This is a genomic window from Nevskia soli DSM 19509, from assembly GCF_000711955.1.
Classification (GTDB): Bacteria; Pseudomonadota; Gammaproteobacteria; order Nevskiales; family Nevskiaceae; genus Nevskia; species Nevskia soli.
In genome coordinates this window covers 61,636-84,733 of record NZ_JONR01000020.1, presented here as the reverse complement: position 1 = coordinate 84,733, position 23,098 = coordinate 61,636, and the positions used below count along the sequence as shown (strand labels likewise).

Genomic DNA, 23,098 nt, shown 5'->3' with positions numbered 1-23,098 from the left:
TTTACATTGCGCGGAATCGATTATTTCTTGCCGCGCCCACTCGACTCGGCGTGGCAGAAACACCCCACCACATGATCGTTCACCACCCCCACCGCCTGCAGATAGGCATAGATGATGGTGGTGCCGACGAACTTGAAACCGCGCTTCTGCAAATCCTTGCTGATGCGGTCCGACAGCTCGGTGCGGGCCGGCACCTGTCCCATGCCGGTCCAGCGGTTGACCACCGGCTTGCCGTCGACCCAGCGCCACAGCCAGGCGTCGAGACTGCCTTCGGTGCGGCATAGCTCCAGGTAGGCCTGGGCGTTGCCGATGGCCGCGCCGATCTTGAGGCGGTTGCGCACGATGCCGGCATCGCCCATCAGGCGCTCGCGATCCTTGTCGCCGTAGCGCGCGATCTTCTTGGCGTCGAACTGGTGGAAGGCGCGGCGGTAATTCTCGCGCTTGTTGAGGATGGTGCTCCAGCTCAGGCCAGCCTGTGCCCCTTCCAGGATCAGGAACTCGAACAGCACGCGGTCGTCATGCTGCGGCCGGCCCCATTCCTCGTCGTGGTAGGCCTGCATCAGCGGCTGCTCGCCGGCCCAGCTGCAGCGCGTCTTCTGTTTCATCGCAAGCGCTCAGGCGCCCAGGCGCAACCGCTGGCCGCGCGGCGCCAGCACCTTGCTGCCGTCCCAGGCCAGTTCGCCGTTGACCCAGGTCGAAGCGATGCTGGCGGCGAAGGTATGGCCGTCGAAGGGCGACCAGCCGCACTTGTACAGCACGCTCTCCGGCGTCACCACGGTCGGCCTGTTGGGGTCGACCAACACCAGATCGGCATAGGCACCTTCGCGCAGGAAACCGCGCTCCTGCACGCCGAAGCGCTCGGCCGGCGCGTGCATGGCACGCTGCACCACCGTCTCCAGGTCCAGCTCGCCGCGCGCGATCAGCTCGAACAGGGCCAGCAGCGAGTGCTGCACCAGCGGCAGGCCGGACGGCGCCTTGAAATACTTCTGCGCCTTTTCTTCCTTGGTATGCGGTGCGTGGTCGGTGGCGATGATGTCGATGCGGCCCTCGCGCACCGCCGCCACCAGGGCGACGCGGTCGCTGGCGCTCTTCACCGCCGGATTGCACTTGAGGTAACTGCCGAGGTCGGCATAGCGCGACTCATCGAAATACAGGTGATGCACGCAGGCTTCCACCGTGATCTGCTTGCCCTTCACCGGCCCCGGCTGGAAGAACTCCAGCTCGCGGGCCGTGGTCAGGTGCAGCACGTGCAGGCGCGCGCCGTGCCGCTTCGCCAGGCCCACCGCCAGCTCGGTCGACTTGTAGCAGGCTTCCACCGAGCGGATGTGCGGGTGTTCGGAGAAGGGCACGTCCTCGCCGTATTTCTCGCGCGCCGCTTCCTCGTTGCGCTTGATCAGCGGCGTGTCCTCGCAGTGCGTCAGCAGGATCGCCGGCGAGCGCGCGAAGATGCCTTCCAGGGTCACCGGGTTGTCCACCAGCATGTTGCCGGTGGAAGCACCCATGAAGATCTTCACCGCCGGTGTCTCGCCCGGCTCCAGCCGCGCGATCTCCTCGACGTTGTCGTTGGTGGCGCCGAAGTAGAAGGCATAGTTGGCGTGGGCGCGGCCCTGCGCCATGCGGTACTTGTCGGCCAGGGCGGCGCGGGTCACCGTCTGCGGAATGACATTGGGCATGTCCATGAAGCTGGTGGTGCCGCCCGCCACCGCCGCCGCCGACTCGGTCGACAGGTCGCCCTTGTGGGTCAGCCCCGGATCGCGGAAATGCACCTGGTCGTCGACCATGCCCGGCAGCAGGAACCTGCCCTTGGCGTCGAGCACCTTGACCCCCGCGGGCGCGGAGATCTTCGGCGCGATCTTCTCGATGCGCTCGCCCTTGATGAGCAGGTCCGCCTCGAAGCGGCGCCCTTCGTTGACCAGCACGGCATTGGTAATCAGCATGATATTTACCCCAAGTCGCCCCACAGTGCTTGCAGGGCAGCCAGGGCGGCCACTCCCGCGGTTTCGGTACGCAATACGCGCGGCCCCAGGCCGATGGCGGTAAAGCCGCGATGCACCGCCAGCGCGATTTCCTCGTCGCTGAGGCCGCCTTCCGGCCCCACCAGCAGGGTCGCCGCCTGCGCCTGCGGCAACTGCTTCAATGAATGATGCCCGCCCGGCGCCAGCACGAAGCGCGGCCCCGTGCCGGAGGCGGCCAGCCAGGCATCGAATTTCTGCACCGGCTGGAGCTGCGGGATCGCGGTACGGCCGGACTGCTCGCAGGCGGAGAGCATCACGCCGCGCCAGTGCTCCAGCTTCTTCTCCCAGCGCTCGCTGTCGAGCTTGACCACGCTGCGCGCCGACAGCAGCGGCACGATGGCGGACACGCCCAACTCCACCGCCTTCTGGATGGTGTAGTCCATGCGCTCGCCCTTGGCGACGCACTGCGCCAGGGTCATGGACAGGCCTGACTCGCGCTCGACGTCGCGGTAGTCCTGCACATGCACCTGCACCGTGCGCCGGTCCACCGCCTCGATCACCGCGACGTATTCGCCGCCGGCGCCGTTGAACAGGGTGAGCAGCTCGCCCTGGCGCATGCGCAGCACTTGTGCAACGTGCCGCGCGGCGGCTTCCGGGAGGGCGAGATGCGCGTCCACCGACAGCGGCTCCGCCACATGGATGCGCGTCATGGCGCGGTCCCGCCGGTACCCGCCGCGGGCGGCGCCAGCTGCTCCAGCGCGGCCGTGCGCGCCGCGGTGTCCAGCTTGCTCAAGGCTTTCGCCGCGGCGAAGAACTTCACCCAGTCCCCGCCCTGCTGCGCATACAGCGCAGCGAAAGCCGGCACCCACTTGTGATACAGCCCGAAGGGCAGCAGGCGGGCGTTGTTGATCGGCGCATCCATCCACACATCGTAACCCTTGTAGCCCTGCCATTGCGTATCGCGCAGGCTGCGATAGTCGGCGCGCAGGCGCTCGATCTCCGCCTGCTTGGCGGCGCGCATCTGCTCCGGCGGCAGGCCGCTGGCGTAAACCTTCTCCAGCCGCGCGCGGGCGTCGAGCACCAGCTGCGTGAATGCATCGCCGCGCTGCGTGGCGATGCTGTCCCCCGGCGGCAGCCCGCGCGCCGCGCGCCACTGGCGCAGACCTTCCTCCTGCACGAAGGTCGCATAGGATTCGTTGAAGGCCGTGTCGTTCTTCAGGTACAGCTTCTGGTGCGCCAGCTCGTGGAAGATGGTGCTGTTCAGCGCATCGTCGTCCCAGCGCATCATCGTGTTGAGGATCGGATCGTCGAACCAGCCCAGGGTGGAGTAAGCCGGTACACCGCCGACATAGGTTTCGTAGCCCTGGCTTTCCAGCTCCTTCGCCTCCGCCTCGGCGCGCGCCTTGTCGAAATAGCCGCGGTAGCCGACGCAGCCGGCGATAAGGAAGCAGTGCGTCACCGGCTTGAGCGAGAACTCCGGCGTGGCGAACACGTTCCACACCACGTAGGGCCGGCCGACGTCCGCATACACCGTGTAGCTGCCATTGCGCGGCAGGTCCAGCTTGTCCGAGGCGAAGGTACGCGCTTCCTGCGCCAGCTGCAGCCGCTCCTTGAGCCGCGGATCGGTGGCAGGATCGGCCACCACCTGCGCAATCGGCTTGCGCGCCGACAGCACACCGTACTGGCCTTCCGCCAAGTGGGTGAAATAGTCGACTGAGGAACAACCGCAGAGGATCGTGGCCAGCAGCGGCACGACGACGGCACGGATCAGGCGGGAACTAGGCATCCGGAAGGCTTGCGGCTTGAACTTTGCCATTGAGGTGTTACTATGGTAACACCTCATCGCCGGATTCGACACGCGTGTCCACCACCTCCCTGAAACTGCCCGACGACGTCAAGGAACTGGCCATCGCCGCCGCACAGCTTCAGGGTGTTAGCACTCATGCATTCATGGTCGAAGCCATCCGCTCGGCGGCGACGGCGGCGGAGCAAAGAGCCGGCTTTGTTGCACAGGCGCGGGCCGCCAGGACCGAGGTGGTGCGAAGCGGCAAAGGGTATGCGGCCGACGAAGTGCATGCCTATCTTCGTTCGCGCGCCATCGGAAAGGCCGCGCCCAGGCCCAAGGCCAAGCCTTGGCGCGGTTGACGTATGCAAAGGGCGCGCTGGCCGATCTGGATCGCGTCGCCGATTTCCTCCTCGAAAGCGATCCTGCCACCACCCCCGCCATCATCGACCTGATTGTGGAAGCGGTCGAGGTATTGGCGAACCATCCCCTGATCGGGCGGCCGGTGGAAGAAGGCCTGAGAGAGCTGGTCGTCTCGCGCGGCCATTCCGGCTACATCGCACTCTACAGCTACGAGGCCATGGACGACGCAGTGCTGATCCTGGCGGTGCGCCATCAACGCGAAGCCGGGTATCCGGACGATACCGGCCAATGACCCAGATGGATGGCGGCCCTAAGCCGCCTCCACCGTCACCGGCACCCCGTTGAGCGCCGCGTTGCCGGAGAGCCGGTCGAGATAGGTCTCGTCGGTCAGGTCGTTGTTGCTGGCCCCGGCATGCGCCTGCGCCACGCCCATCCGCGTCCCCTCGCGGTCATGCCCCCAGCCGTGCGGCAGGCTCACCACCCCCGGCATCACCTCGTCGCTGGATTCAACCTTCACCACCACCTCGCCGGCGCGCGAGCGGATGCGCACCGCGCTGCCGTCCAGCAGGCCGCGCGCCGCCAGGTCCTGCGGATGCATCAGCAGCTGGTGCCGCGTCGGCCCCTTCACCAGGCGCGCCGAGTTGTGCATCCAGGAGTTGTTGCTGCGCAGGTGGCGCCGCCCGATCAGGCTCAGCGCGCCGTCGACCAGCGCCTCCGGCAGTTCCGACGCGAAACTCTCCAGTTCCGCCAGCACTTCCGGCGGCGCGCAGCGGATGCGCTTGTCGGCGTGCTGCAGGCGCTGCGGCAGGCTCGGCAGCAGCGGCCCCAGGTCGATGCCGCTGGGCTGCTGCTTCAGCTTGGCCAGGCTCAGGTCCAGCGGGTGCTTGCGCATGCCGCCATACGGCCCGCTGCGCAGGCCCATGTCGATGATCTGGTCCGGACGCGGCGAGGGCTGGTGCTTCACCCCCAGCCGCTGCGCGATGCGCGCGCCCAGGCCTTCGAAGATTTCCCAGTCGTGCAGCGCGCCTTCCGGCTTGTCGAACAGCGGCTCGCTGTAGCGCGCGGTATTGCGCACCGCGAAGACGTGGAAGATCAGATCGTAATGGTCGTGCTCCAGCGCCGAGGTCGGCGGCAGGATCAGGTCGGCGTGGCGCGTGGTTTCGTTGAGATAGATGTCCACCGAGACCATGAATTCCAGGCTGTCCAGGGCGCGATCCAGCTGCGCGCCGTTGGGCGTGGACAGCACCGGGTTGCCGGCGCTGGTCAGCAGTGCCCGAATCTGGCCCTCGCCAGGCGTCAGGATTTCCTCGGCCAGCGCCGCCACCGGCAACTCGCCGGCGAACTCGGGCAGGCCGCGCACGCGGCTCCTCCAGCTGGCGAAATGGCCGGGCTTGGAAGCCGGCGAATCGATCATGTCCACCGCCGGCTGCGGGAACAGCACCCCGCCCTCGCGGTCGAGGTTGCCGGTGACGATATTGAGCAGCTGGATCAGCCACTGGCTCAAGGTGCCCCAGCGCTGGATCGACACGCCGATGCGGCCATAAGCCGCCGCGCGCTTTGCCGCGGCGAACTCGCGCGCGATGCGGCGGATGGTTTCCGCCGGGATGCCGCAATGCGCAGACAGTGTCTCCACGTCGAACGCGCCGATGGCCTGCGCCGCCGCCTCGATGCCGTCGGCGAACGGCGCCAGCCGGCCCGGCCGCGCCAGGCCTTCGTCGAAAATGGTCTTGAGCAGGCCGAGCAGGAAGGCGGCATCGGTGCCCGGACGGATGAAGTGATGCTCGTCGGCCACCTCGGCGGTCTCGGTGCGGCGCGGGTCGAGCAGCACCATCCTGCCGCCGCGCGCCTGCAAGGCCTTCAGGCGGGCGCGGAAGTCCGGCACCGTCATCAGGCTGCCGTTGGAGGCCATCGGGTTGGCGCCGAGCACCAGGAAATAATCGCTGCGGTCGATGTCGGCGATCGGCACCAGCAACTGGTGCCCGTACATCCAGTAGGCCAGCAGCTGGTGCGGCAGCTGGTCGACCGAGGTGGCGGAGTAGCGGCTGCGCGTCTTCAGCGGCGCCAGGGCGCGTGAACCATGCGTCATCGAGCCGTAGTTGTGGACGTTCGGATTGCCGTAGTAGGCGGCGATGCTGGCGGCGCCGTGTTCTTGCGAAATCGCCACCAGGCGCTCCGCCGCGAGGTCCAGCGCGGCGTCCCAGCTGATCTCCTCCCAGCCGTTCGCGGTGCGGCGCATCGGCTTGCGCAGCCGGTCCGGGTCCTGGTGAATGTCCTTCAATGCCACCGCCTTGGGGCAGATGTGGCCGCGTGACAACGGATCGGCATGGTCGCCGCGGATCGACAGGATTTCCGTGCCGCGCACGCGGATTTCAAGGCCGCAGATCGCCTCGCACAGATTGCAGGCCCGGAAGTGCGTTCTTTCGGGAATCGTTTCGGCGACTCTTTCGACCGGATTGGCTTGTGTCATGGTTCCTCCGCCGGCTGTGGTCGCCGGGTACCCCACGATAGCCGCTGCCGGGCTGCTTGACGAGTCGTTCCGGGCGGATGCCGCCGGCAATGTCCGGGATTCGCCCGGAACTGCGTATCCAATCGCATGGGGACAGGAAACAGCGCCGCAATGCCGATGAAACTGCACTACTTCGACGCGACCGTCGGGCGCCGCCGGCTCAAACGACGCGTCCGCTGGGCCCTTGCCGCGCTCGGCGCCGGCTTCATCGTCGGCTTCACGGCGGCAAAGCTGCTGGGCTGATGTAGCCCGCTGCCGCATCCATCACAACCGATGCATCCATCAACGAGGAGATTGAACATGAAACAACTGATCACCATCGTGGCACTTGGCCTGACGGCTCTCGCTGCGGACGTTCTGGCCGATGGTCAACCGGCACGGCCGGCAAACGCACCAGTGCCGGCAAGCACGGCCCCCACCCTCAACCAGAACGCCGCCAGGAGCATGGCCGGCGGCGCCGCCGCGCAGCAGAAACCGCAAACGCCGGCCGGCCTCAACAAGGCCGAAGGGGCGGATGATCTGCACAAGAGCGAAGGTGCCAACGACCGCCATAACTAGGCCGGGGGTGGTCGCAACCGGAAAAACCGGGTCCGGCCAGGCGGCGCGGCACCATCAGGTGCCGCGTCATCGCCTGCGGCAGCACCGCCGGGTGAAAGCTGCGCGAAAGACCACTGTGGGACATTCAGGGCGCGGACCTTGCTCACACCACTGATGCCGGATGCTCCAGTGAATCTGACCTACTTCGACGAAAGAACCGAGAAGTACCGCATCAAGTCGCGCTACAAATGGGGCTGCTGGTGCCTGCTCGCCGGCATCCTCATCGGATTCGTTCTCGCCCTGTTGTTCCAGTAGACGGACAAGTGCGTCCCGCACCGGGCGGTGATGACTATGGGCCGGCTTGCCGCAGGACTTCGGCGAACACTTCACGGTCCACGTTGCCGCCGCTCAGCGGCAGACCGACACGCAGCCCACGCAGTTCGCCGCGCAGCTTGAGCGCACCGGCCAGCGCGGCGGCGCCGGCACCTTCCGCGACATTGTGGGTGTCGCTGAAACAGGCCCGCATGGCGCCGGCCACTTCGTCCTCGCTGACCTCGATGATGCGGTCCACCGTTTCCCAGATGATCGCCATCGCGCCTGGATCCGGCGTGCGGCAGGCCAGGCCGTCGGCGAGACGGGTGCTCACAGGGGACTCGATGATGCGCCGCTCGGCGAAGGATTGCGCGTAGGCCGTCGCCCCGGCCGAGACCACGCCGATGATCCGCGCGCGCGAACCGGTGGCGGCACGCGCCGCCGCCGCGCCGCAGATGTTCGAGCCCAGGCCGATAGGCGCGAACACCACGTCCAGCTGCGGCGCCCGGGTGAACAGCTCGAGCCAGAAGGTGGCGGCGCCGCACAGCAGGTCGCGATGGAAGGACGGCACTCGGTGCAGTCCGCGTAGCTGCGCCAGTTCGATGGCATGCCCCACCGATTCCTGGAAATCCTCGCCATGCTCGATCAGCTCGGCGCCGAGGGCGCGCATGGCCGCGTTCTTCTCGCGCGAATTGCCGTGCGGCACCACTACTACCGCCTCCAGGCCGACACGGCTCGCCGCGTACGCCACCGCCTGGCCATGGTTGCCGCGTGTCGCCGCGATGACGCCGCGCACCTGCGGCTCGCGCCGCCGCAGCGCCTCGAAATACACCAGCGCGCCACGCAGCTTGAAGGCGCCGACCGGCAGGTGGTTCTCGTGCTTGACCCAAACCTCGGTGCCAAGGCGCTGCGCCAGCAGCGGCCAGGCGTATTGCGGCGTCGGCGCCACGCTGCAGTAGATCACCGCAGCGGCGGCATCTATTTCGGATTTATCAGGCAGCAGCGAAATGCTCATCACCCCTTATCCAGCCAGACTTCCAGGCCCTGCGTATTCAATTCCATGTCGAAGGCAAGCAAGTCCCGCGCCTGCTGTTCCGACAGCGGCGCGTTCATCGCCTGCAATTCCCGCAGCGCGTGCGCCATCAACGCTTCCTTGATCGCGGCATGCCGGTCCGGCGCAGCGGCGTGCTGGCGCGCCATCCGCTGATAGGCGACCAGGCCTCGGCGCAAGCGGTGAGCCAGCTCCCGCACGTTGCCGACGCGGCCGTAATGCGTCAGGTAGACATACGCCGGATCGAGCGCGAGGAAGCGATCGAGGGTTAGATTCCAGGCCTCCGGCTCGAACTGCACCGGCGTGGTGGTGGGAAACAGGTAGGGCCCCATCGGCCCGTCCGCTTCGCGATACGAAAGCCCGAATACGTCGCCGCTGAAGATGCCGCGGCTCTCCGCATCCCAGATGGCGTAATGGTGGCGCGCATGCCCCGGCGCATCGAGGAACAGCAGTTCGCGGCCGCTGAAATCCAGTTTGAACCCATCGTTCGCCACGATGACGCGGTCCTCCGGCACCGGTACGATCTCGCCGTACATGGCGGCGAGGTTCTCCGCGCCGTATACCGCGGTGGCGCCCTCGATCAACTTGGTGGGATCGATCATGTGCCGCGCGCCGCGCGGGTGGATCACCAGCCTGGCGTCGGGCAGCCGGCGCAGCAGCTGGCCGGCGCCGCCGGCATGATCCAGGTGCACGTGCGTGGGCATGACGTAGCTGACCTGCTCCGGCGCGATGCCGCGCTGCTCCAGCACCCGCATCAAACCCGGCACCGACAGCGCGGTGCCGCACTCGACGAAAGCGTAGCGGTCGCCGCTGCGCAGCAGGTAGCAACAGGCCAGCCCGGGGCGCAGCAGCTCGGTGTCGATGCAGCTGATGTGATGCGGGTAGTCGGTGATGCGGGGCAGCTTCAATTCTGTCTCCATTTGAACATGGCGGCGCCGAGCACCAGGTAGAACGCGCTCATCGCCGCCAGCGCCAGCAGGTTGGGCATGACCTGCTGCAGGCCGGCGCCGTCCAGCATGATGGCGCGGGCGCCGTTGATCAGGTGCGTCAGCGGCAGCAGCTGCGCCACGATCTGCAGGATATGCGGCGCGCCGTCGATGGAGAAGAACACGCCGCACACCACCATCATCGGCGTGGAGATGACGTTGAGAATGCCGCCGGCCAGTTCCTCGCTGCTGATCCGCGCCGAGACCACCAGGCCCATGGCGATCATCGAGAAGGTTGCCAGCGTGGTCAGCAGCAGCAGATTCCAGTAGGAACCTTCCATGCGCAGGTCCAGCAGCAGGCGGCAGGCCACGAACACCGCGGCGTTCACCGCCACGATCAGCAGCAGCCGCGACAGCAGCTGCGCCAGCAGGAATTCGAAGGCGCGCAGGGGCGTCGCGTTGAGTCGCTTGAGGTAGCCGTTCTTGCGGTAGCGCACGATGACGTAGCCGATGCCGAACAGGCAGGAAAACATCATGTTCATGCCGAGCACGCCGGGCGTGACCCAGTCGACGTAACGCACCTCCGCGCCGCTGGTGGTCTGGCGCTGCAGGGGATCGCCGCCGGCGCCACGCAGCAACTGCTCCAGCAGCTTGCCCTTGGGCGACTGCTCGTTGACCCAGTAGCGGCCCGGCGAAACGGTGAAATCGGCCAGCATGTCGATGCGCTGCAGCTGCACCTTGTGCAGCGCCGTCTCGCCCGGCTCCTCGCGGTAGAACTGCACCTGCGGCGTGGCGAGGAAAGGATGCAGTTTCGCATCCAGCGCGGCGCCGGCCGGCGCCAGCACACCGACCTTGAACATCGGCTGCCCCGGTCCGGAGAACACATAGGCCAGTCCCAGCACCAGCAGCACCGGGAAGATCACATTCCAGCCCACGGCGGACTTGTCGCGGATGAACTCGAGGCTGCGCGCCCAGGTGGCCGCCTTCAACCTTCTCCAGGAACCGGTCACTGTTCAAACTCCAGGCAACTACAAACGGGCGCGTAGGCGGCCATCCTGAGCGCAGCGAAGGATCTCCCCGACGCAATGGGGACGCCGGATCGAAACTGGCATAGTGAGCAGGCCAGATCCTTCGCTGCGCTCAGGATGACAACCGGATTGCTCATGTCCGCAGGTCCCTGCCGGTCAGCTCCAGGAACAGGTCTTCCAGCGTGCGCTGGCGGATGCGCAGCTGCGCCAGCGAGGCGCCCGCCGCCAGCAGCCGGGCGATGGTGCCGTTGATGTCCGGCGTATGGATTTCCACCACGTCTCCCTTCGGCTTGCAGGCGGCGGGATCATGCAGCTTGTCCGCCTCCGCCGTCGGCAGTTCGAGTACCGAGTCGTTGAAGTGCGCGGCCAGCAGCGCCGCCGGGCTGCCGCGCGCGATGATCTTGCCGTGGTCGACGATGGCGATCTCGTCGCACAGCAGGTAGGCCTCTTCCATGTAATGCGTGGTCAGCACGATGGTCTTGCCCTGCGCCTTGACCCCCTGCACCAGGTCCCAGAAATTGCGCCGCGCCTGCGGGTCGAGGCCGGTGGTGGGCTCGTCGAGGAACAGCACTTCCGGTTCGTTGACCAGGGCAATGGCCAGCAGCAGGCGCTGGCGCTGGCCGCCGGACAGCTTGCTGGTGTCGCGGTCGAGGAACTCCTCCAGCCGGCACAGCGCGACCAGTTCCTCCAGCGGCCGCCGCTTCGGGTACAGCGCGCTGAAGAAGCGCAGGTTCTCGCGCGTGGTGAGATGTTCCTGCAGGGCCGTGTTCTGGAACTGGATGCCGACGCGCTCGCGGTAGTGGCCGCCGAGCGGGGCGCCGCGGAACAGGATCTGGCCGGAGGTCGGCTTGAGCAGCCCCTCCATCATCTCGATGGTGGTGCTCTTGCCGGCGCCGTTGGGGCCGAGCAGGCCGAAACAGCTGCCTTCCTGCACTTCGAAACTGAGGCCATCCACCGCACGGACGCCGCGGGGATAGTGCTTGACCAGATCGCGGACTTCGAGGACGGAGGGCATGGCCTCCTATTTTGCCGCAAGCCAGGAAGGTACGCAGGCAGATGACAGGCGCGCCGTCCGCGGCTGGCCGCCGCGTCATTTCCACCGGGGTTCACAGGGGCGCACACTGCGGCCATAACAAAAGCGTCATGCTCGGAGGAGAACCGTGAACCAGATCGCCCGCGCCTTGGCCGTGGCAGCCGCCCTGTGGTGCGGCATGGCCTGCGCCATACCCGAAGGCCCGACCTTCCCCTCCGCCGGCTGGACCCAACGCGAGGTGAAGAACTTCGCCACGGTGACGCAGGCGCCGGCCGAACAACTGGCCAATCCCGCCTTCCTCGCCCGCCTGACCACGCAAAGCCTGCTCAACATCGGCAGCCTCACCACGCGCGACCTGGCGGACCCGAGCTGGCTGCTGGCCTCGTCCACTCCGCTCGACCAGTTGCTTGCCGCGCTGAAGGACCCGGCCTCGCTCAGCGCCACCCTGCAGCAGATCCTCAAGGAGGCGATCGCCAATCCAGCCGGCGCGGTATCGCTGTCGCTGGACTCGCCGCTGACGCCGCTGTGCACCAGCTACGCCTTCCCCTGCGACGGCGATCCGTTCCGTTTCCCGTCGGCGGCGGGACCGGACGGCGGCGCGTTCTATACCAATGAAGCCGTGGTCACCCCGGTGGTGTTCTACGACTCCGGCTGCGCCCGCCTCAACGGCCAGGTGTGGCAGCCGAAGACCGTAGCGGCCGGCACCACCCTGCCCGGCATCGTGATCCAGAACGGCTCGGTGCAGGCGCCGCAGACCGCCTACTGGTGGGCGGCGCAATTGCTGGTGCGCAGCGGCTACGTGGTGCTGAGCTTCGACCCGCGCGGCCAGGGCCGCTCCGACGAGCAGACGCCCTCCGGCGGCCAGGGCACCAATATCAATCCGGTGGTGTTCTGGACCGGACTGGTCGACGCCATCGACTTCTTCCGCTCCTCGCCGGCCACGCCGTATCCGAACAACGCCGCCTGCGCCAGGTCGTATCCGACCCAGGTCACGGACTCCAACCCGGCCTATGCCGCCATCGACCCGGATCGCCTCGGCATCGTCGGGCATTCGCTCGGCGCCATCGGCGTGAGCATCGTGCAGGGTTATGGCGCGCCGGGCGCCGATCCCTGGCCCGGCAAGCTGGACCAGAGCAACCCGGTGAAGGTGGCGGTCGCCTGGGACGGACTGCTGGCGCCGGGCAGCACCACCATTGGCGGCGCAGCCGGGGGCGGCGTGCTGAGTCTGCTACAGCAACTGCCGATCACCAGCCAGGCCTACGACTTCATCGAGCAGGAGGTGATCACGCGCGGCGAACCGAAGGTCGCGCCACGCGTGCCGAGCATGGGCCAGTCCTCGGAATACGGCCTGGCGCCGACGCCTTTCCTGATCCCGCCCGATCCCGAAGGCCACAAGGACGGCTTCAATGCCTGGCAGAAAGCCGGGATACCGACTTTCGAGTTCACCATCCAGGGCAGTTCCCATTACGAGTGGAGCCAGGTGCCGGTATTCCCCACCAGTTCGTGGTGCCCGGATCCCGGCAGCGGCGCCTGCACCGGCGGCTGGGGCGAACCGATGGCCGAGCACTACACCCTGGCCTGGCTCGACCGCTGGCTGAAGAAATCCGGCGAGGGGGGCTACGCCGATGCCGATGCGCGCCTGCTCGACGACCAGGGCGATCAAGGCAGCGCCAAGATGAGCTTCTACTACCGCTCCTCGCGCAACTTTCCCGATCGCAGCGGTACCGCGCACAGCTGCGACGACATCCGTGCCGGCTGTGCCGATGTGGCGGGCAGCAGCAGCAGTTCCGGCGGCGGGAGCAGCAGCTCCGGCAGCAGTTCCAGTAGCGGCAGCTCCGGCGACGGCGGTGATTCAGGCGGCGGGGCTTTCGCGCCGTGGCTGCTGGCCGCGCTGTCTGGCCTGGCCTGGCGGCGCCGCTACTTGCCCAAGCGGTAGCTGTGCGGCGGCCGGCCCTTCCAGCGCTTGAAAGCGTGAATGAAGCTGGCCGCCTCCGAATAGCCCAGGCGCTCGGCGATCTGCTCCACCGACAGGTTGGCGGCGGACAGCAACTCCTCCGCCAGCGTCTCGCGCACCTCGTCGGTCAGCGCCTTGTAGCTGGTGCCTTCCTCCAGCAGGCGACGGCGCAGGGTGCGCGGCGTCAGCAGGAGATCACCGGCCACCGCCGTCATCGGCGGGATGTGCCCCGGCTGGTGCAGGATGCGATCGCGCACCCGCTCGGCCAGGCCGCTGCGCACCTTGCGCGCGGCGAGCAGCTTGCGGCATTGCTCCTCCGCCATGCGCCGGCTCGACTCGTTGGCCTGCGGCAGCGGCGAATCCAGCACCGCGGCATCCAGCGCCACCTCGTTGCGCGCCGCGCCGAACTGCGGCTCCACCCCGAACAGCCGGGTGAACTGCTCCGCATAATCCGGGCGCCGGCAGCGCAACGACACCCGGCGCGGCACGAGGCTGCTGGAAAACATCTCGCGCTGCAGGATCAGCGCCGCCGCCGCGTCGCGCTCCAGCAGGAATTGCCGCACGTCTTCGGGGATGGCGCTGTCGTCGAACAGCAGCAGCATCTCGTCCTCACCTTCCTCGGCGGTGATGTGGTTGTAGGCGTAGGTCAGGTTGAGATAGCGCAGGGCCACATCCATCGCGCTGCGCAGGTCGGGGCTGCTGATGATGGCGAAGCCGAGAATGCCGTAGGCGGTGAAGTGGTAGCGCGTACCCGCCTCCAGCCCCAGGCCCGGCACATGGGACAGCCCGCGCACGAGGTTGCGCACCAGGGCCAGTTCCTGGTGCGCGCTGACGATCGCGGTGGAGTCGGCCAACTGCGCCGGCGTCAGACCGGTTCCTTCGAGGCAGGCGGCCAGGGACAACCCGTGCTCGACACCCAACTGCGCCTGCAGCTGCATGCTGGCAATGCCGCGCCGGAAGTCCCAGTTATGCACCCTGCCTCCTCAAAATGACCGACGTTTTTGCCCCTCTGTCCTCAATTATCAATATTTTGTCCCGAAACGCCATAACCCGGCCGTTTCCCGCGCCCTAAGCTGGCCTACAAGTTCGCGATGGAGCGGGCTGGAGGAGATATAGATGAACGTGAGCGCAAAGCAGGCAAATGGTGCGGGCCCTTCCGTGGTGATCATCGGCAGCGGCTTCGGCGGCCTCAGCATGGGCCACTCGCTGAAACAGGCCGGCATCGAGTCGTTCACCATCCTGGAAAAGGCCCAGGACGTCGGCGGCGTGTGGCGCGAGAACACCTATCCCGGCGCCGCCTGCGACGTGCCCTCGCACCTCTACTCCTTCTCCTTCGAACCGCACTACCCCTGGTCCTGCCGCTACGGCAAGCAGGCCGAGATCCTCGACTACCTGCGCCACGTCGCGCGCAAGCATGACCTGCTGTCCCATGTGCGCTTCGGCTGCGAGGTGCTGGGCGCCGACTACGACGAGGCGCGCGGCCTGTGGCGCATCCGCCTCAAGGGCGGCGAAGTGCTGGAAGCGAACATGCTGGTCTCGGCCGTGGGCCAGTTGCACCAGCCGCAGATTCCGCAGCTCAAGGGCCTGGAGGGCTTCAAGGGCCGCACCTTCCACTCCGCCCGCTGGGACCACGGCTACGACTTCAAGGGCAAGACCGTGGCGGTGATCGGCACCGGTCCGAGCGCCGTGCAGCTGGTGCCGGAGATCGCCAAGGAAGTGAAGCGGCTGCACCTGTACCAGCGCTCACCCGGCTGGTGCGTGCCCAAGCTGGACCGGCCCTACCGCCGCTGGGAGCGCAGGCTGATCGAGGCCTTCCCGCTGCTGCACGACTTCGATCGCATGCGCATCTTCTGGACCTTCGAGCTGCTCAACTCGGCCCTGCTGCGCAAGCCGATCCTCGGCACCATCGCCAAGACCTTCCTGCGCACCAGCGCCGAGGTGCTGAAGCATCTCCAGGTACGCAACCGCGCCCTGCGCGCCAAGCTTACGCCGGACTACCCGATGGGCTGCAAGCGTACCCTGCTCTCCAACGAGTGGATGCGCACCCTGGCACAGCCGCATGTCGAAGTGATCAGCGAAGGCATCCGCGAAGTCACCGCCGGCGGCATCCGCGCCGAGGACGGCACCCTGCGCGAAGTCGATGCCATCGTCTACGGCACCGGCTTCGCCTCCACCGAATTCCTGGCGCCGATGGAAATCCACGGCCTCGGCGGCCGCAGCCTGCGCGAACGCTGGAAGAACGGCGCCGAAGCCTACCTCGGCATGAGCGTCAGCGGCTTCCCCAACCTGTTCGTGGTCTACGGCCCCAACACCAACCTCGGCGCCGGCTCCATCATCTACATGCTGGAACAGCAGACGCGCTACATCGCACAGGCCGCAACCGTGCTGCGCGACCGCGGGCTGGCCTCGCTCGAGGTGCGCGTCGACGTGCAGCACGAGTTCAACGCCATGCTGCAAAAGCGCAACAAGCAGACCGTGTTCGAAGCCGGCTGCCACAGCTGGTACCTCACCGCTGATGGCCGCAATACCAATACCTGGGTGGGCTACATGAGCGAATACGGCCGCCTCACCCGCACGCCCAACCTGGCCCACTATCATCTCGTCCCGGCCAAAGCCTCCGACGAAGCGCTGGCGCGCGCGGCCTGATAGGCTGCGCGCCGAGGAAACAATAAAGGGGCTGTGATGAAGACCGTCCTGCGCACCGTCATCCGGCTGCTGTTCAAGCCCATGCTTTCGCCGCGCGTGCCCATCTCCATCCAGCGCCAAGGCTCCAAGGCCGCCGGCCTGCTGTCGAAATATCCGCGCGGCACCGAAACCACCAGGCTGGAGATGAACGGCGTGCCGGCCCTGCGCCTGCACGCACCCGGTGCCCAGGCCGGCAAGGCGCTGCTGCTGCTGCATGGCGGTGCCTATGTCCTCGGCGGCCCCGCCAGCCACGGCGCCCTCGCCGCGCAACTGGGTCAGGCCGCCGGCGCCGAAGCCTATCTCGCCGACTACCGCCTCGCCCCGGAAAATCCCTATCCCGCCGCGCTGGACGATGCGCTCGCCGCCTACCGCTGGCTGCTGGAGCAAAACGAAGCGGGCCAGGTGGCCATCGCCGGCGACTCCGCCGGCGGCAACCTGACCCTGGCCGTCGCCATCGCCATCCGCGATGCCGGCCTGCCCCCGCCCGCCGCCCTGGTGCTGATCTCGCCCTGGGCGGACCTCACGCAAAGCGGAGAAACCATCCGCAGCCGCGCCCAGCGCGACCCGATGCTCAATCCCGCCTGGATCGGCGCCTGCGCGAAGCTGTATGCCGGCAACATCCCGACCAGCGATCCCCGCATCTCGCCCCTGTTCGACAATCTCAAAGGGCTGCCGCCGATGATGATCCACGTCGGCACCGAGGAGATCCTGCTCAGCGACTCGGAGCGGCTGGCACAGCGCGCCGAAGCTGCTGGTGTGGAGGTGAGCCTGCACCGGTTCGAGGGCATGTGGCATGACTTCCAGCTGCATGCCGGGCAACTGGCCGAGGCGGATGCCTCGATTGCCGAGTTGGGGCAATTCATGCGGAAGCATTGGCGGGTTTAAGACAGCCATTCGGCATCCGGTGCGGTAGCTGACCGTAAGCAGATACGACTCACCAAAACCCCTGTTTTTGCCCATGCGTGCCATGTGTGCCAAGGGTTTTTGTTGGCACGCATGCGGCGAGCGATGTTCCTTTTCACGGGAAAAAGGCGGCGAAAGTCGGGGCTGTATACCGTTCGTTGAGGTCAGCAAAACTGGATCCCCGCCTGCGCGGGGATGACGAAGAGGGATAGGGCGCGCTCAAGAGCGACGTTTCGGCTTTTGACGTTGTTTTGCGCTTTTGACGTTCCCTCCCCGTGTGGCTGCGCCGAGCATCGCAGGACAAGGTGGAACAGCCGCGCGCAGACGCGGGCGAGGCAGGATGCCGAAGCGTTTTTGTACAGGCCAAGGATGGCCTGTACAAAAACCCCACCTTGGCCGAGAAGCGCAGGGGACCGAACAATCACCGACAGGTGATTGTTCGGCGCAGACATCGGGTCGCATTTCTTTTGGTTACTTTTCTTTGGGCGAAACCCAAAGAAAAGTAACCCGCCATCAGGGCGGAACCGGGGTTTCAGACAGCGCAGGCAATGACCCGCGTGCAAGCGCGTACGCGAAGGTTTCAGAGCGAGCGGTAAAAGCCAGCATGGCGGAATGCGCTTCGCTTATTCCGCCCTACTATTCGGCGCCCAAAGTGAGTTCATCCGGCACCCAAGTTCATCTATGCCTGGATTCCGGCTTTCGCCGGAATGACGATGGGAGATGGTTCCGTGCTGGCTCCTCGATACACCCGCTTCGCGGGCACTCGGAGCGAACGGAGTTTGGGGTGGCTTTGAAGTTTATGGCAACAGCCTCCGGGCGCCTCTTTTCCGGACGCGAGTGCGAAACGAAGTCATTCCCAGACCACCGTGCTGGAAGCGACGCCTTTACAATTCGCACATGATTCGAGACGGCAAGACATCGTGAGCGCCGAAGCTTCCGCCAGCTGGCTGCCTCCCGGGCAGGCGGCCACTGACAAGTTTCCGGTGGTGGGGGAGATGATTCCCGCTCCTGGGCTGAGCGCGGACAGCTGCACGGTCGAGATCGGCGGCCTAGTGGAGCGCTTGCGTACCTTCACCCTGGCCGAAGTGCTGGCACTGCCGCAGCGGACCCGCACCATCGACATCCATTGCGTGACCGGCTGGTCGCGCCGCGCGGTATCGATGCGCGGCATGCCATTGTCGGTACTGCTGGCGCAGATGGGGGTCGCGGACTCGGCCCGTTATGTCCGCTTCGTCGCGCACAGCGTGCGGGCGCACGATACCTCCCTGCCGCTGGACCTGGCCCTGGCGCAGACCTGGCTGGTCCACGAGATGGACGGCGTGCCGCTGTCGACCGAACACGGCGGCCCGCTGCGCACGGTCACGCCGGGCCGCTACTTCTACAAGAGCCTGAAGTGGCTGGCACGGATCGAGCTGCTGGCCGAGGACACCCCCGGTTACTGGGAACGCGAGAGTGCTTACCACAACGAGGCGGATCCGCTGCTGGAACAACGCTTCGATGAAACGCGCGTGGCGACGCCCGAAGAGACGCAGGACCTTCGCAACGCGAAGGACTTCGGTCCTTTTCGCGGCCGGGTGTTGTTGAAGGCGCGGCTTGGCGGCTGGCAGCCGGCTTCGCGCGATCTTTCCGGCTTGCAATTGAAGTACTGCTCATTCCGCAAGGCGATGCTGGCGGGCGCCAATTTCCGTGGCGCCAATCTTTCGCTGAGCAACTTCGAAGGGGCCGACCTGCGCGGCTGCGACTTCAGCGGAGCCGACCTGGAAGGCGTGAGTTTCGCGGGCGCCGATCTGCGCGATGCGGTGATGGCGGACGTGGCCCTGTCGGCAACACGCTTTTATCGCGACTTCGACAACGGGCGCCGCCTGGCGGCGCAGGTTGACGGCCTGCGCCTGTCCGGCCAGCGCGGCTTGCTGGAAAACCAGGCCTTGTTTCTGCGCAATGCCGGTGTACTCAAGGAATAGCAGACCAAGTGAGTCCCTCCCGATTCTCGTTGACGCGTTATGCCTGGCTGTCGGTGATCGCCGCGCTCGCCGTGCTGGCGCTCAAGCTGGGCGCCTGGAAGCTGACCGGCTCGGTGGCCCTGCTGTCGGACGCGCTCGAGACCTGCACCAATCTCGGCGGCGCGGTGATGGCATTGCTGATGCTGCGGCTGGCGGCGCAGCCGCCGGACGACGAGCATGCCTATGGCCACAGCAAGGCGGAATATTTCTCCAGCGGCTTCGAGGGCATGCTGATCTTCCTGGCCGCGGCGGTGATCGTGGTGCAGGCGCTGCCGGGCCTGTGGAAGCCGCACGAATTGCAACAGGCGGATATCGGCCTGGCGGTGGCCGCGGTGGCGACGGTGATCAACTTCGCCGTGGCGCGCCTGCTGGCGCTTGCCGGCGCCAGGCATCACTCGATCTCCCTCCAGGCGGATTCGCGCCACCTGATGGCGGATGTGTGGACCACGCTGGGCGTGATCGTCGGCGTGGCCCTGGCGACCCTGACCGGCTGGCTCTGGCTGGACCCGCTGGTGGCCTTGTTGGTGGCGGCCAACGTGCTGTGGGAAGGCTACACGCTGGTGCGGGAATCGGCGATGGGGCTGATGGACGCGGCCTGGCCGGAGGACGAGCAGAACGTGCTGCATGCGGTGCTGGGCGAATTCCGCACCGAGGGGGTCGACTTCCACGCCGTGCGCACACGCCGTTCCGCGGCACGCCGTTTCGTCAATTTCCATGTGCTGGTGCCTGGCAGCTGGACGGTGAAACAGGGCCACGACCTGGTGGAGCGGGTGGAGCAGCGGCTGGCGGAGAAGCTGCCCTATGTCACCGCGTTCACGCACCTGGAACCTTCGGACGATCCTTGCTCTTACGGCGATGAAGGCCTGGATCGGATGTAGTGGACATGGACATCCTGTCCAACAACCGGTCATCCCTGACCGGACTGTTCAAACAAGCAACCCTGCTTCCCGTCTAGCTCAGAAAACGAGCCAGGGCCTGGCGCATGGTCGGCAGCTTGCGCTTCGCTTCGGCCTCGGCAATCGCCGCCTCGGCCACCATGCCGACCCATAGCTGGGCGGCCTGCTGCGGCGCCGGCCAGTCGGCCGCCTTGAACTCATCGGCGGCGAGCCGGGCGAAGCGCGCGTTCTGCGCCGACACCGCCTGCTGGATCGCCGGCTCCGCGCGCGCGCCGAGCAGCATGGCCTTGATGCCGCGTTGCTCACCGCAGCCGTCGAGGTAGGCCAGGCTGCCGCGCAGCAGACGCGGCATGCCCAGAGCCAGGCCGACGACGGCGCGATCGATGCGTTCGGCCAACTGATCGTGGAAGCGGCGATGCAGTGCGACCAGGAAGTCCTCGCGCGTGGCGAAGTGGACGTAGAAGGTGCCCTTGGCCACGCCTGCGGCGTTGACCACCTCGTCCACCCGCAGGGTGGAGAAGGCGCCGGCATGTGCGAGCTGCAGGCCGGCATCGAGCAGGCGTTCGCGGGTGGCGCTGCCGTCACGCGACATGGTGGGCCGTCCAGAAGCCGCCGACGGTTTCGAGAAACTGCTCCGGCAATTCGGCGAACGGCGCGTGGCCGCAGTCGAGTATCACCTGCCGCGCGCCGGGAATGGCACCGGTGGCATTGCGGCCGTCGGTCTTCGGCGGCAGCACCGGATCGTGTTTGCCGCTCACCACCAGGGCCGGGATGCGCAGGGCGCGGGCGCTGGTACGCAAGTCATGCTGCGGCTCGAGGAAGCTGCGCCAGACCGCGGCATTGACCTGCAAGGCATCGCCGGCGGCCTGCTCATGGCCGGCACGACTGATCATCGCCTGCGTCCAGGAATTGCGCCTGCGCAGGTAGTAACGCGTGAAGCCGCTGCCGAGGAGGCGCTTGAACCAGACCTGGCCTTGCAGAGTGCAGAAGGCGCGGGTGAAGGCATTGTGCGTGGTGAAGCCGCCGGGCGAGACCAGCACCAGGCTGCGCACGCGTTGCGGCCGGCGCAGGGCATAGCGGACGGCGACGTTGGCGCCGACCGAGTTGCCGAGAAGGTGGGCCTCGTGGATATCCAGGTCCTCCATGAAGGCGTCGAAGCATTCCAGGAAGTGACTCGCGCCAGCCTGCGCGGGCGGCCGCGGCGCAGGACTGCTGCCGTAACCGGGCCAGTCCAGCCGGATCAGGCGGAAGCGTTGTGCCAGCTGCGGTGCGATGGCATCGAAATCGCGGCTTTCGCCGGGATTGGCGGAGAGGAGCACCAGCACCGGGCCTTCCCCTTCGCTGCGATAGGAGAGGCCAAGCGGTTCGAAGAAATGTTGGCTCATGGCGTGAATTATAAATGACCGACCAGTCAGTCATAAATTAATCCGGGGACAGGCGAAGCGCAAGTACCGGCGGGGCCGATCGCCTGTACTGGTTCTTGCCGGCGTCCCGCACCGCGCGGGAATCTCCGCTCTGCGGCACCCGCGTATGGAGACAACCAGGATGGGTGGTAGCGACGTGCGGCCTTCGTCGGCACAATGGGGGCGCAGACACAGGAGGTGAATGCGATGAAGCAGCTCAGCGGCATGGACTCGATGTTTCTCAATCTCGAGACCGCCGATGCGCCGATGCATATCGGCGGGGTCACCTTGCTCGACCTGGCGCGGGCGCCGCAGGGCTTCGGCTTCGAAACGGTGCGCCAGCGCATCGCCGAGCGCCTGCACCTGCTGCCGAGTTTCCGCCGCCGCCTGGTGAGCATGCCGCTCAACCTGGTGCCGCCATTCTGGATCGAGGACCCCGACTTCCGCTTCGACCTGCATGTGCGGAAAGTGCAGCTCAAGGCGCCCGGGCGCGATGCGCAACTGGCCGAGCTGGTGGCCGAACTGGCGGGCACCGCGCTGCCGCGCGACCGGCCGCTGTGGGCCTTCTATTACGTGGAAGGCCTGTCGCGCAAACGCGCCGCCTGCATCTCCATCATCCACCACGCCTGCATCGACGGCGTCTCCGGCGCCGAGCTGCTGAGCAAGCTGCTCGATCTCGAGGCCATCGCCGCACCGCTGCCGCCGCCGGTGGCGCAGTGGGACCCGGACGAGCTGCCGCAGGTCATCGACCGGCTCCTGTTCACCGCCAAGCAGGCCTGGAGCCGTCACCGCCAGTTCGTCGGGCTGGTGCGCAGCAGCGCACCGGTGGCCTGGCAACTGGGCAAGGCCCTGATAGGGCGTGGTGAACCCGCCCCCGATGCCCCGACACCCCCGGCTGAAGGGGCGGACCCGGCCCTGCTGCCGGAGTCGTTCAAGCCGGCGCCGCGCACGCGCTTCAACGTCTCCATCGACGCCCGGCGCAGCTACGCCTTCCGCTCCCTTTCGCTGCCGCGCATCAAGGCCCTGAAGCGCGCGTTGAGCATCACCGTCAACGATGCGGTGCTGGCGATCTGCGCCGGGGCCCTGCGTCAGTACCTGCTGGAAAAGGACGAACTGCCCGAGCGTCCGCTGGTGGCGGCGGTGCCGATCTCGGTGCGCAGCCGCGAACACCGTCAGGCGGGCGGCAACCGCATCGCCATGCTGACGGTGGAGCTGCCGACGCAGTATGCCGATCCCCTGCAACGGGTCGCCGCGGTCAGCCGCAGCACCGGCAAGCTGAAGCGCGTGCACCGCGCCGTGCCGGCGAAGATGCTGATGGACTGGATGGAACTACCGACGCCGGCGCTGATGGCACGGGCCGCGCGGCTGTACGAGAATTTCGTCAACAGCGACCGCCTCAAACCACCGGTCAACGTGCTCATCTCCAACGTGCCCGGGCCGCCGGTGACGCTGTACCTGGCGGGTGCGCCCCTGCTGGCCAATTATCCGATCAGCATTCCGTACCACGGGCTGGCCCTGAACATCACCGTGCTGAGCTACCGCGACCAGCTGGACGTGGGCCTCACCGCCTATCTCGACGCTGTGCCGGATATCGAGCACCTGCTGGACCTGATGGCCCAGGCCCTGGTCGAACTGGAAAGCGCGGCAGGGATCGCGACAGCCCCGAAACCGGCCCGCGCCGGCCCGGTTGCGAAGCGTAAATCGCCGGGGCGCGTGAAATCCGCGCGAAAACAGGCACAATAGGTGTCGTGTCGCGGATGACG

General features: G+C 67.0%; 24 protein-coding genes. 11 read left to right on the top strand and 13 right to left on the bottom strand.

What is annotated here, in order from left to right; all coding sequences use genetic code 11:
* Positions 1-20 precede the first annotated feature (20 nt).
* The 4 genes from BP26_RS0111840 to BP26_RS0111825 are packed head-to-tail and all read right to left on the bottom strand — an operon-like array spanning position 21 to position 3,741.
* On the bottom strand, positions 21-605 hold the full coding sequence (locus tag BP26_RS0111840; RefSeq protein ID WP_029920793.1) for a DNA-3-methyladenine glycosylase I: 585 nt from the start codon (positions 603-605) through the stop codon (positions 21-23).
* A gap of 9 nt (positions 606-614) precedes the next feature.
* Positions 615-1,937, bottom strand: a complete 1,323-nt coding sequence (locus BP26_RS0111835; protein ID WP_029920792.1) for a dihydroorotase — start codon at positions 1,935-1,937, stop codon at positions 615-617.
* A 5-nt stretch (positions 1,938-1,942) separates the two neighbouring features.
* On the bottom strand, positions 1,943-2,665 hold the full coding sequence (locus BP26_RS0111830; RefSeq protein WP_029920791.1) for a 16S rRNA (uracil(1498)-N(3))-methyltransferase: 723 nt from the start codon (positions 2,663-2,665) through the stop codon (positions 1,943-1,945).
* Positions 2,662-3,741: an aminopeptidase gene (locus BP26_RS0111825; protein WP_051748891.1), complete on the bottom strand. Its 1,080-nt coding sequence runs from the start codon at positions 3,739-3,741 to the stop codon at positions 2,662-2,664. Before BP26_RS0111825 ends, BP26_RS0111830 begins: the two co-directional genes overlap by 4 nt.
* A gap of 74 nt (positions 3,742-3,815) precedes the next feature.
* Here BP26_RS0111825 and BP26_RS0111820 point away from each other — a divergent pair, with 74 nt between their 5' ends.
* Both BP26_RS0111820 and BP26_RS0111815 read left to right on the top strand, forming a co-directional pair.
* The gene (locus BP26_RS0111820; protein ID WP_029920789.1) at positions 3,816-4,100 is read left to right on the top strand and encodes a hypothetical protein; all 285 of its coding nucleotides are present in this window, start codon (positions 3,816-3,818) and stop codon (positions 4,098-4,100) included.
* A complete protein-coding gene (locus BP26_RS0111815) occupies positions 4,097-4,393 on the top strand; it encodes a type II toxin-antitoxin system RelE/ParE family toxin (RefSeq protein ID WP_245611783.1) in 297 nt (98 codons plus the stop codon). The genes BP26_RS0111820 and BP26_RS0111815 overlap by 4 nt, the downstream gene beginning before the upstream one ends.
* Before the next feature lie 18 nt (positions 4,394-4,411).
* Here the strand turns inward: BP26_RS0111815 and BP26_RS0111810 are convergent, their stop codons facing one another.
* Complete coding sequence (locus BP26_RS0111810) at positions 4,412-6,529, bottom strand: molybdopterin oxidoreductase family protein (protein WP_029920787.1); 2,118 nt, start codon at positions 6,527-6,529, stop codon at positions 4,412-4,414.
* Between the two features lie 189 nt (positions 6,530-6,718).
* Here BP26_RS0111810 and BP26_RS30880 point away from each other — a divergent pair, with 189 nt between their 5' ends.
* The 3 genes from BP26_RS30880 (at position 6,719) to BP26_RS30875 (ending at position 7,459) form a co-directional block, all read left to right on the top strand.
* Positions 6,719-6,850, top strand: coding sequence for a hypothetical protein (locus tag BP26_RS30880; protein WP_281172723.1), 132 nt, complete (start codon positions 6,719-6,721; stop codon positions 6,848-6,850).
* 57 nt (positions 6,851-6,907) lie between these two features.
* On the top strand, positions 6,908-7,165 hold the full coding sequence (locus tag BP26_RS0111800; protein WP_029920786.1) for a hypothetical protein: 258 nt from the start codon (positions 6,908-6,910) through the stop codon (positions 7,163-7,165).
* A gap of 168 nt (positions 7,166-7,333) precedes the next feature.
* Positions 7,334-7,459 (top strand): hypothetical protein, encoded by a 126-nt coding sequence (locus tag BP26_RS30875; protein WP_281172722.1) that lies wholly within the window; start codon positions 7,334-7,336, stop codon positions 7,457-7,459.
* A gap of 34 nt (positions 7,460-7,493) precedes the next feature.
* Here the strand turns inward: BP26_RS30875 and BP26_RS0111790 are convergent, their stop codons facing one another.
* From BP26_RS0111790 to BP26_RS0111775, 4 genes are all read right to left on the bottom strand, one after another.
* Complete coding sequence (locus BP26_RS0111790; protein ID WP_029920785.1) at positions 7,494-8,471, bottom strand: threonine dehydratase; 978 nt, start codon at positions 8,469-8,471, stop codon at positions 7,494-7,496.
* The gene (locus BP26_RS0111785) at positions 8,471-9,415 is read right to left on the bottom strand and encodes an MBL fold metallo-hydrolase (RefSeq protein WP_245611781.1); all 945 of its coding nucleotides are present in this window, start codon (positions 9,413-9,415) and stop codon (positions 8,471-8,473) included. Before BP26_RS0111785 ends, BP26_RS0111790 begins: the two co-directional genes overlap by 1 nt.
* The gene (locus tag BP26_RS0111780; RefSeq protein ID WP_036516680.1) at positions 9,412-10,443 is read right to left on the bottom strand and encodes an ABC transporter permease; all 1,032 of its coding nucleotides are present in this window, start codon (positions 10,441-10,443) and stop codon (positions 9,412-9,414) included. Before BP26_RS0111780 ends, BP26_RS0111785 begins: the two co-directional genes overlap by 4 nt.
* 151 nt (positions 10,444-10,594) lie before the next feature.
* Positions 10,595-11,476, bottom strand: coding sequence for an ABC transporter ATP-binding protein (locus BP26_RS0111775; protein ID WP_029920782.1), 882 nt, complete (start codon positions 11,474-11,476; stop codon positions 10,595-10,597).
* Positions 11,477-11,621: 145 nt separating this feature from the next.
* Here BP26_RS0111775 and BP26_RS30335 point away from each other — a divergent pair, with 145 nt between their 5' ends.
* Positions 11,622-13,430, top strand: a complete 1,809-nt coding sequence (locus BP26_RS30335; protein ID WP_029920781.1) for an alpha/beta hydrolase family protein — start codon at positions 11,622-11,624, stop codon at positions 13,428-13,430.
* Here BP26_RS30335 and BP26_RS0111765 read toward each other — a convergent pair.
* Complete coding sequence (locus tag BP26_RS0111765; RefSeq protein ID WP_051748890.1) at positions 13,412-14,386, bottom strand: AraC family transcriptional regulator; 975 nt, start codon at positions 14,384-14,386, stop codon at positions 13,412-13,414. The genes BP26_RS30335 and BP26_RS0111765 overlap by 19 nt on opposite strands.
* Before the next feature lie 178 nt (positions 14,387-14,564).
* Between BP26_RS0111765 and BP26_RS0111760 the strand changes: the two genes are divergently transcribed.
* Together BP26_RS0111760 and BP26_RS0111755 are read left to right on the top strand one after the other, a co-directional pair.
* On the top strand, positions 14,565-16,094 hold the full coding sequence (locus BP26_RS0111760) for a flavin-containing monooxygenase (RefSeq protein ID WP_029920779.1): 1,530 nt from the start codon (positions 14,565-14,567) through the stop codon (positions 16,092-16,094).
* A gap of 36 nt (positions 16,095-16,130) precedes the next feature.
* Positions 16,131-17,018: an alpha/beta hydrolase gene (locus tag BP26_RS0111755; protein ID WP_029920778.1), complete on the top strand. Its 888-nt coding sequence runs from the start codon at positions 16,131-16,133 to the stop codon at positions 17,016-17,018.
* A 182-nt stretch (positions 17,019-17,200) separates the two neighbouring features.
* Here the strand turns inward: BP26_RS0111755 and BP26_RS29465 are convergent, their stop codons facing one another.
* Positions 17,201-17,488 carry a hypothetical protein gene (locus tag BP26_RS29465; RefSeq protein WP_157572490.1) on the bottom strand — a complete coding sequence of 96 codons (288 nt, stop codon included), beginning with the start codon at positions 17,486-17,488 and terminating at the stop codon, positions 17,201-17,203.
* 468 nt (positions 17,489-17,956) lie between these two features.
* On the opposite strand from BP26_RS29465, the gene BP26_RS0111750 reads away from it, so the two are divergent.
* Positions 17,957-18,997, top strand: a complete 1,041-nt coding sequence (locus BP26_RS0111750; RefSeq protein ID WP_051748884.1) for a molybdopterin-dependent oxidoreductase — start codon at positions 17,957-17,959, stop codon at positions 18,995-18,997.
* A gap of 8 nt (positions 18,998-19,005) precedes the next feature.
* On the top strand, positions 19,006-19,914 hold the full coding sequence (locus BP26_RS0111745; protein ID WP_029920776.1) for a cation diffusion facilitator family transporter: 909 nt from the start codon (positions 19,006-19,008) through the stop codon (positions 19,912-19,914).
* A gap of 73 nt (positions 19,915-19,987) precedes the next feature.
* Here the strand turns inward: BP26_RS0111745 and BP26_RS0111740 are convergent, their stop codons facing one another.
* Positions 19,988-20,524, bottom strand: coding sequence for a TetR/AcrR family transcriptional regulator (locus BP26_RS0111740; RefSeq protein ID WP_029920775.1), 537 nt, complete (start codon positions 20,522-20,524; stop codon positions 19,988-19,990).
* The gene (locus BP26_RS0111735) at positions 20,514-21,317 is read right to left on the bottom strand and encodes an alpha/beta fold hydrolase (protein ID WP_051748883.1); all 804 of its coding nucleotides are present in this window, start codon (positions 21,315-21,317) and stop codon (positions 20,514-20,516) included. The genes BP26_RS0111740 and BP26_RS0111735 overlap by 11 nt, the downstream gene beginning before the upstream one ends.
* Before the next feature lie 225 nt (positions 21,318-21,542).
* Between BP26_RS0111735 and BP26_RS0111730 the strand changes: the two genes are divergently transcribed.
* Positions 21,543-23,078, top strand: coding sequence for a WS/DGAT/MGAT family O-acyltransferase (locus BP26_RS0111730; protein ID WP_169740695.1), 1,536 nt, complete (start codon positions 21,543-21,545; stop codon positions 23,076-23,078).
* Positions 23,079-23,098: the final 20 nt, after the last annotated feature.

Excerpts from the sequence above, each read along its gene's own strand:
- BP26_RS0111840 (WP_029920793.1), bottom strand. The coding sequence starts at position 605 with ATGAAACAGAAGACGCGCTGCAGCTGGGCCGGCGAGCAGCCGCTGATG.
- BP26_RS0111835 (WP_029920792.1), bottom strand. The coding sequence starts at position 1,937 with ATGCTGATTACCAATGCCGTGCTGGTCAACGAAGGGCGCCGCTTCGAG.
- BP26_RS0111830 (WP_029920791.1), bottom strand. The coding sequence starts at position 2,665 with ATGACGCGCATCCATGTGGCGGAGCCGCTGTCGGTGGACGCGCATCTC.
- BP26_RS0111825 (WP_051748891.1), bottom strand. The coding sequence starts at position 3,741 with ATGCCTAGTTCCCGCCTGATCCGTGCCGTCGTCGTGCCGCTGCTGGCC.
- BP26_RS30880 (WP_281172723.1), top strand. The coding sequence starts at position 6,719 with ATGCCGATGAAACTGCACTACTTCGACGCGACCGTCGGGCGCCGCCGG.
- BP26_RS0111800 (WP_029920786.1), top strand. The coding sequence starts at position 6,908 with ATGAAACAACTGATCACCATCGTGGCACTTGGCCTGACGGCTCTCGCT.
- BP26_RS0111790 (WP_029920785.1), bottom strand. The coding sequence starts at position 8,471 with ATGAGCATTTCGCTGCTGCCTGATAAATCCGAAATAGATGCCGCCGCT.
- BP26_RS0111775 (WP_029920782.1), bottom strand. The coding sequence starts at position 11,476 with ATGCCCTCCGTCCTCGAAGTCCGCGATCTGGTCAAGCACTATCCCCGC.
- BP26_RS0111765 (WP_051748890.1), bottom strand. The coding sequence starts at position 14,386 with ATGCAGCTGCAGGCGCAGTTGGGTGTCGAGCACGGGTTGTCCCTGGCC.
- BP26_RS0111760 (WP_029920779.1), top strand. The coding sequence starts at position 14,565 with ATGAACGTGAGCGCAAAGCAGGCAAATGGTGCGGGCCCTTCCGTGGTG.
- BP26_RS0111755 (WP_029920778.1), top strand. The coding sequence starts at position 16,131 with ATGAAGACCGTCCTGCGCACCGTCATCCGGCTGCTGTTCAAGCCCATG.
- BP26_RS29465 (WP_157572490.1), bottom strand. The coding sequence starts at position 17,488 with ATGTCTGCGCCGAACAATCACCTGTCGGTGATTGTTCGGTCCCCTGCG.
- BP26_RS0111740 (WP_029920775.1), bottom strand. The coding sequence starts at position 20,524 with ATGTCGCGTGACGGCAGCGCCACCCGCGAACGCCTGCTCGATGCCGGC.
- BP26_RS0111735 (WP_051748883.1), bottom strand. The coding sequence starts at position 21,317 with ATGAGCCAACATTTCTTCGAACCGCTTGGCCTCTCCTATCGCAGCGAA.
- BP26_RS0111730 (WP_169740695.1), top strand. The coding sequence starts at position 21,543 with ATGAAGCAGCTCAGCGGCATGGACTCGATGTTTCTCAATCTCGAGACC.